Origin of the sequence: Qipengyuania sp., from assembly GCF_043423005.1 — a bacterium.
Classification (GTDB): Bacteria; Pseudomonadota; Alphaproteobacteria; order Sphingomonadales; family Sphingomonadaceae; genus Qipengyuania.
Genome location: NZ_JBHWMI010000039.1, coordinates 1 through 7,229 on the forward strand (window position 1 = coordinate 1; position 7,229 = coordinate 7,229).

Sequence of the window (7,229 nt, forward strand, 5' to 3'; positions counted from 1 at the left end):
GTGCGACCGGACCATCGCCGACCCTGTCGGGATGCGAGCAGCCTGACACCAGCATCAGGCCGAGCAACATGGCGGTGAGAGGGACGATGCGCATGGTTCAACTTGCCCCCTGTGGCTCGGCTGCGGTCTCGTCAGGGCCGATCTTGAAGAAGATTGCATAGAGGACCGGCACCACGAACAGGGTCAGTACCGTCCCGAAGGCCAGCCCGAAGGCCAGGACCACGGCCATCGCCTTGAAGAAGGCGTCGAACAGCAGTGGGATGACGCCGAGTACCGTCGTCAGCGAACTCAGGATGACCGGGCGGGCGCGATCATAGGCTGCCTCAATGATGGCATCGAAACGCGGTTTGCCCTCGCCGATCTCGATATCCATCTGATCGACCAGCACGATCGCGTTCTTGATCAGCAGGCCCGAGAGCGAGAGCACACCGAGAATGGCGATGAACTCCATCGCTATGCCGGTGAAGAGCAGGCCGATGGTTACGCCGATGATCGCCAGCGGCACGATCATGAAAATGATCACCGGCTGGCGCACTGCGTTGAACAGCACGATTACCACCAGCACCATGCCGATGACACCGAGCGGGACCACGCCAATCAGCGAATCGATCGCCTCGGTGCTCGTTCCTTCCTGGCCGTCCCATTCGAAATGGTAGCTGGAAGGCAGTTCGATCGCCTCGACGTCTCCGCGCACGCGATCGAGCAGACGGTTGGCGGTTTCGCCCGGCGCGGGATCGGCCTGGGCGTTGATTGCCCAGCGCTGATCGATCCGCTGAATCTGCGAATGACGCCAGCGGGTCTCGAAACCGTCGATCACTTCCTGCAGCGGAAGCGAGGCGCCGCTGGCGCTGAACACCTGGATTGCTTCCATGTTCTGCGCGTCGCGCGTTTCGCTTTCGGGCGAGCGGGCGATGATCGGGATCAGGTCGTCGCCCTCGCGGAAGACGCCTATCGGACGGCCCGCGAACGTGCCCTGCAAGGCCTCGGCCACGTCCTCGCGGCTGACGCCAAGGCGACGCGCGCGCGTTTCGGAATAGAGCGGGTGGATGACCGGCACCTGCTCGCGCCAGTCATCCTTCACGAGGATGGCCGCTTCGTCCTCGGCGAAGACATCCTTGGCCTGCTGCGCCAGGCTCTGCAGAACCGCCGGATCGGGCCCCGAAAACTGCGCCTCGATCTTCGAGCCGCCACCCGGCCCCAGTTCGAACAGCCAGACCTTGGCGCGCGCTTCGGGGGCGTTCTTTTGCAAATAGGCATGCACATCTGCCTGCAGCCGCTCGAGCGTCGAGGCGTCCTCAACCCGCAGGATCATCTGGCCGAAGGAGGATGTCGGCGCCTCGGGCTGATAGACCAGCTTGTAACGCAAGGTACCCATGCCGACCACGGTCTGAACGTCAGTAACGCCGTCCATCGTCGCCAGATCCTCCTCAATCTCCTCCAGGTCGGCATTGGTCCGCTCGATATCGGTGCCCGCAGGCAGCCAGTAATCGACCATCAAATGCGGCGTGGTGGAGGCGGGAAAGAAACCCTGTTCCACGAACGCGAAGCCCACAAGGGAGACGGCGAACAACCCCCCGGTCAGGCCCATGGTACGCCAGCGATGGCGCAGCGCGCGCGCGAGCCATTCGCGATAGGCGGTGCCGATCCGGCCGGCTTCGCGCTGCGGGGCGGCCTCGTCCTCGAGACCGTCGTGGCCTGCATCGAATCCTGTCTCCCGATCAGTGCCGGAAGCGGCAGCATCCTCCTCCTTCTCGAACAGCCAGTTGGCGAGAAAAGGCGCTACGGTGACCGCGAAGAACCACGAGAACAAGAGCGAGATCATCATCACCCAGAACAGGTGATTGGTGTATTCGGCGACCTGCCCGGGGGCGAGGCCGATCGGGGCGAAGGCGATGATGCCGACCAGCGTGCCTCCTAGTAGCGGCCACAGCATCTGGCCCACGATCGCGCGCGCCGCCTCCAGCCTGTTTTTGCCCTGCTTGAGGCCGACGAGCATCCCCTCGACCACGACGATGGCGTTGTCCACCATCATTCCCAGCGCGATGATCAGCGCGCCCAGCGAGATGCGGTGCATCGGTATCCCGCCGGCATTCATCCCAGCCAGCGTCGCCGCGACGGTGAGCATGAGCACGGCGCCGATGACCACGGCCGAGCGCCAGCCCATGAAGATCAGCAGCGTGACCACCACGATGACGAGCGCCGTCGCGACATTGATCACGAAATCGCCGATCGCGTCCGACACCACCTTGCCCTGGTGGTAGAATTCGTGGATCTCGATGCCGATCGGGCGGTCGCTCTCGCTCGCGCGCAGCTTGGCTTCGATCGCCTCGCCGACCTCGACCACATTTGTGCCGGTCGCATTCGAGATGCCCATGCCCACCGCCGGCCTGCCATTGTAGCGCAGGATCTGCATCGGCGGATCGACATAGCCGCGCGTCACGCGGGCCAGATCGCCCAGTCTCACGACCGCGCCTTCCTGGCCGGTCATCACCGGCAGATCGCGCAATTCCTCGACCGAATCGATCTCGCCGGTGGGAACGATCTCCAGACGCTGGTCGCCGACGCGCACGCTGCCCGCTGCGACGACGGAATTCTGCTGTGCTAGATCCTGATAGACGCTCTGCACCGACAGCCCCAGCGCCGCGACCCGCTCGCGCATGATCTCGACATAGAAGGCCTCGCGTTGCTCGCCCGACAGCACCACCTTGCCCACACCCTCCACACCGCTCAGGTCGGTGCGCAGCTTTTCGGCATAGTCGTACAGCTCGGCCGGCGAATAACCATCGGCGGTTAGCATGTAGAAGATGCCGAAGACGTCGCCGAAATCGTCGTTGACGATCGAGGGACCTGCCCCGGGCGGAAGCAGCCGGGCGGCATCGGCCACGCGGTTGCGCAGCTTGGTCCAGACGATCTGGAGCTGTTCCTTGTTGCGCCCGAACTCGTACTTGATCTCCACCTCGATGCGCGACTGGCCCGCCTCGGAGGTCGAAACAATCTCCTTCACCTCCTGCATCTGCCCGATCTCCCGCTCGAGACGCTGGGTGACCTCGGTGGCGACCTCCATCGGCGATCCGCCAGGATAGGGTGTTACCACGACAGCGCGGCGGATGGTGAACTCGGGATCCTCGAAGCGCGGCAGCGACCCATAGGCCGCCATCCCGGCAACGATCGTCCCGATGATGACGAGCAGGATGAGCAGGCGATTCCTGATCGAGAAGACGGCGGGATTAAACGACATGGCTCAGTCCCGCTCGTAGGGGCGGACTTTCATCCCCTCTTCGAGATTGGCGAGCCCGGCGGCTACGATCAGGTCTCCGCGGCCGATGCCGGCAGTTACAGGCAGCATTCCGCCTGCTCCCTTGCCTACGGTGACGCGGCGCAGCGCGATGGCTCCCGTCCTGCGGTCCACGCGCCAGACGAATGTCTTTTCGTCACGCCCAACGATCGCTTCCAGTGGCACAGCCGGCATCTCGGCATCATCGGTATCGAGCTCGACATGCAGTGTTCCCGTCATGCCCGGCAGGATCAGCGCGCCGGAAGGCGGATCGAACAGGAACGTCGCCTCGTAGGTGAGCGACTGACGCGTGGCGTCGGTGGCGAACGAGCCGAACCGGGCCGCGAACCGCCTGTCGGGAAGACTGTCGAGCGCGATCGCCGCGTTGATCGGGGCCCGCTGCTCGGCATTGGCAACGATGGACGAGGGAACCTGGACCACCACCTTGGCGGAACCGGCGGTCTGTAAGGTCACGACCGGCTGCTGCGGCGAAACATATTCGAACGGCTCGGTCAGTCGCCTGGCCACGCGGCCCGAAAAGGGCGCCCGCAAGACGGTCTTCTCCAACTGCTCGCGCGCATTGTCAAGTTCGGCTCGCGCAGTGTCGCGCTGCGTTTCGCGCTGAACGTGCACTGCCCGCGGAATCGCGCCTTCGCCGACCAGCGCGTCGGCGCGGCGGAATGCATCCTGTGCCGCCTCGTACTGTTCGCGTGCCTGGACGAGCTGGTTGCGCGCGATGGTCTGGTCGAGCTGCGCGATCACCGTGCCGGCCCTGACGAAATCGCCCTGGTCCACCGTCAGCCGGACGATCTTGCCCGGCACATCGAAGGTTAGATCCGAAGATGTGCTTGCCTCGATGATCGCGGGAAACTCGTAAGTCCTCGCCTGACCGCCTGCCGCCACGGTGTAGAGTTTGACCGGACGCCGATCGGCCTCCTCCGGAACGGGGGCGTTGTCACAACCTGCGATCAGACATGTGAAAATGAGCGAAACGAATATGCGCAGCATGAAGGGTTCGGGCCCAAAAATGGTTCGGCGCGAATCAGACTTTGGCATGCGCCCAAAATGAAACGAATAAGTTTACATATCATCGCTCGTCGCAGTAGGAAGACCCAATTGCAAGGCCAAACGCTTTCGCTGAACCTGTCTCATCCCGAATCGGCGAACCGCCCCCGGGTCGTCATCGTCGGCGCCGGTTTCGGCGGCATGGCTGCGGCGCGCGCTCTTCGCGGCAATGCCGCGGAAGTGACGCTGATCGACCAAACCAATCATCACCTGTTTCAACCGCTGCTATACCAGGTCGCGACTGCGGCGCTTTCCCCGTCCGACATCGCTACGGCCACCCGTGTGCTGATGCGCGGCGTGTCAAACCTAAGTGTGTTGATGGCGGAGGTTACAGGCGTCGATATCAGGGCGCGCTCGGTGCTGCTGCGCGATGGGCATCGGTTGTCATACGATTATCTCGTACTCGCCACGGGATCGGCCTCGAGCTTTTTTGGACAGGACAACTGGCGCGAACACACGTTGGTTCTCAAGACGATTGAGGATGCGCTTGCCATCCGCGCGCGGTTGCTGGAAGCGTTCGAGCGGGCCGAGCAGTCGACCGACGACGCAGAGATACGACGCCTCCTGACTTTTGTTATTGTTGGGGGCGGCCCAACTGGCGTGGAACTGGCTGGGACCATCTCCGAACTCGCACGCGCGACTTTGGCGCGCGATTTCTCTCGCATCGATCCGCGCGACACGCGGGTGGTCCTATGCGAGGCGGGCGGCCGTTTGCTGTCGGGTTTCGATCCCGCGCTTTCGACCTATGCGACCGAAGCTCTAACCTCGATGGGGGTGGAGGTGCGGATTGGCACGGCCGTCGAGGCAATCGATCCCACCGGCGTGGTGCTCGGTAGCGAGCGGATAGATACCGGAGCCGTGCTGTGGTGTGCCGGCACTGAGGCCCGTCCGGCTGCTGAATGGCTTGGAATCGATGGGGTCCGCAACGGGGCTGTAACGGTCCGGTCCGATTGTTCGGTGCCGGGTCATCCAAACATCTTTGCGATCGGGGACGTCGCAAGTTTCGAAGCAGGCGGCGGCGAGCGCTTGCCGGCTCTTGCACCAGTTGCCAAGCAGCAGGGCACATATGTCGGGAAGCTGCTCGCGGCCCGTATCGCCGGTCGGCGCGAGCCCGGCGCCTTCCGCTACCGCGACTATGGTACCATGGCGGTGATCGGGCGCTCGCGTGCGGCGGCGCAATTCGGCAGGCTCCGGCTCACGGGATTTCTCGCCTGGCTGGTCTGGTCACTTATACATTTGATGCTGCTTGTGGACTTTCGCAGCCGCCTAGTCGTCTATGTCAACTGGGCTTGGGCATGGTTTACTTACGGACGCGGGGCGCGGTTGTTGACGGGATCAACCACAAGCGATGCCCGGCAGCCGCCGCTCAGGGACGCAGAAAGCGGGCGACCCGATGACAAGTAGCGGTCTCAGCCAATATTCAAATAGTTGACCATGATGAAAGCATGCTCCCGCACCGCCATTAAGGACCATTCGAAGGCTCGCTTGGCCTCGCTATCCATCACCTGCAAGTTGTCGCGACCTAGCTTGCACTTGATCGCAGGAAGCGCTCGAAGCCAAACCGCATCTAAGATCAGCGTATCTGTGTTTGGCGTCGATCTACCTCAGTTGACTAAGCAGCGGTAGGCATGGCGGTCGCATGAAGACCGAACGGCTTCGGCGACACTACGGGCCGGATGTCGAGCAATTGCAACGGGTGCTTTACCGCCAGAAAGCCATCGTTCGATCAATCAGAACTTGTTCGTCAGGTGGACGGCTCGAAGTGGGTGGAACGCGGAATAGCAGGTAATCCGATTTCAACCATCGAAAGCTGCCGCTAACGTGGCGGGATGATCATCGCTCATCTCGACTTTATGATCCGCGCCGGGGCCATCTGCACGATGCTTTTGCTAGCATGGCTCCTGCTTCGCCAGCACCGTCACGTTCGTATGCCCGCCATCCTGTTCGCACCGATGGCGCTGTGCACATCCGGTTTTGTCGCGGGCAATACGCCGATGTCTTCGTTAATACCGGCCGGCTCAATCGGTGCCGTCGCTCATGCCGCAAGCGACTTCACCGTCGCCTTCCTGTGGTGGTTCTGCCTCTCATGTTTCGATCGCCAGTTCGGGCTGCGCGGCGGGGTGCTGGGCGTCGGCTTGGTTTGGACGTTCCTTGCCGCTCTGGATCGGGGGCTGTTCGGCCAAGCTTTCGCCAGCAAAGGGCTATCGATATTTCTCGTGGCTCTGGGTTTCGCCATAGTCGTGCATCTTGTCTCGCGACTTCTTGCCGAGCGCCGGGGCGACTTGATCCAGCAACGGCATGACGCCAGCTCCGTGGTAGTAATCCTCCTCAGCGGGATGCTGTTCGTCGATCTTGCGGCAGACGCCATGTTTGGTTTCGCGTGGCGCCCGCTTGCCTTTTCGATGGCTCAGAACGCAATGGTGCTTACATTCGGCTTATGGTTGGCGGGCCGGCTTCTGGTCGTGCGTCCGGCGGTGTTGACCTTCGACGTAGCGGAAACCGGTCCGTCATTCGATCAACCAGTGCCGCAGCTGAGTAGCCGCCGCACTCTATTGCGCCTTCTTTGTCGTCATAGCTCTCATCTTCCCTGGAGACCCGGCTAGCGGCGAAGATATCGCGTTTCAGCTTACCTTGCCGGGTTTGGAGGAGGAGCTCTTCCATCGTGGCATCCTGCTGTTCGCGCTGAATCAGGCTTTCACCGGAAGGAGACGGTTCCTCGGGTCGATTGGGGATGGGGCGCGGTCCTGTCGTGCTTCCTGTTCGGATTGGCACATGCCTGTGGCTTCTCGGACGACAGCTTTGCCTTCGATCCCATCACGATGGCGCTGACGGCAATCCCAGCCTTTATCGCGGTCTGGCTGCGTTTGCGCACCGGAAGCCTGCTCCTGCC

At 62.7% G+C, this 7,229-nt stretch carries 4 protein-coding genes and 1 pseudogene; 3 read left to right on the top strand and 2 right to left on the bottom strand.

The features are described from left to right. Positions 1 to 97: 97 nt before the first annotated feature. Together ACHFFA_RS06980 and ACHFFA_RS06985 are read right to left on the bottom strand one after the other, a co-directional pair. Positions 98 to 3,238, bottom strand: a complete 3,141-nt coding sequence (locus ACHFFA_RS06980) for an efflux RND transporter permease subunit (protein WP_119593540.1) — start codon at positions 3,236 to 3,238, stop codon at positions 98 to 100. A gap of 3 nt (positions 3,239 to 3,241) precedes the next feature. Then, positions 3,242 to 4,282: an efflux RND transporter periplasmic adaptor subunit gene (locus tag ACHFFA_RS06985; protein WP_394270127.1), complete on the bottom strand. Its 1,041-nt coding sequence runs from the start codon at positions 4,280 to 4,282 to the stop codon at positions 3,242 to 3,244. A 57-nt stretch (positions 4,283 to 4,339) separates the two neighbouring features. Between ACHFFA_RS06985 and ACHFFA_RS06990 the strand changes: the two genes are divergently transcribed. The 3 genes and pseudogenes from ACHFFA_RS06990 to ACHFFA_RS07000 all read left to right on the top strand — a co-directional run. Beyond that, complete coding sequence (locus ACHFFA_RS06990) at positions 4,340 to 5,743, top strand: NAD(P)/FAD-dependent oxidoreductase (protein WP_394270128.1); 1,404 nt, start codon at positions 4,340 to 4,342, stop codon at positions 5,741 to 5,743. A gap of 425 nt (positions 5,744 to 6,168) precedes the next feature. After that, positions 6,169 to 6,942, top strand: coding sequence for a hypothetical protein (locus ACHFFA_RS06995; protein ID WP_160771797.1), 774 nt, complete (start codon positions 6,169 to 6,171; stop codon positions 6,940 to 6,942). Positions 6,943 to 7,104: 162 nt separating this feature from the next. Next, positions 7,105 to 7,229, top strand: a pseudogene (locus ACHFFA_RS07000) (CPBP family intramembrane glutamate endopeptidase); the annotation flags it as partial.

Bases quoted from the DNA above. Each gene is read 5' to 3' on its own strand.
- ACHFFA_RS06980 (WP_119593540.1), bottom strand. From the start codon at position 3,238: ATGTCGTTTAATCCCGCCGTCTTCTCGATCAGGAATCGCCTGCTCATC.
- ACHFFA_RS06985 (WP_394270127.1), bottom strand. From the start codon at position 4,282: ATGCTGCGCATATTCGTTTCGCTCATTTTCACATGTCTGATCGCAGGT.
- ACHFFA_RS06990 (WP_394270128.1), top strand. From the start codon at position 4,340: ATGAAACGAATAAGTTTACATATCATCGCTCGTCGCAGTAGGAAGACC.
- ACHFFA_RS06995 (WP_160771797.1), top strand. From the start codon at position 6,169: ATGATCATCGCTCATCTCGACTTTATGATCCGCGCCGGGGCCATCTGC.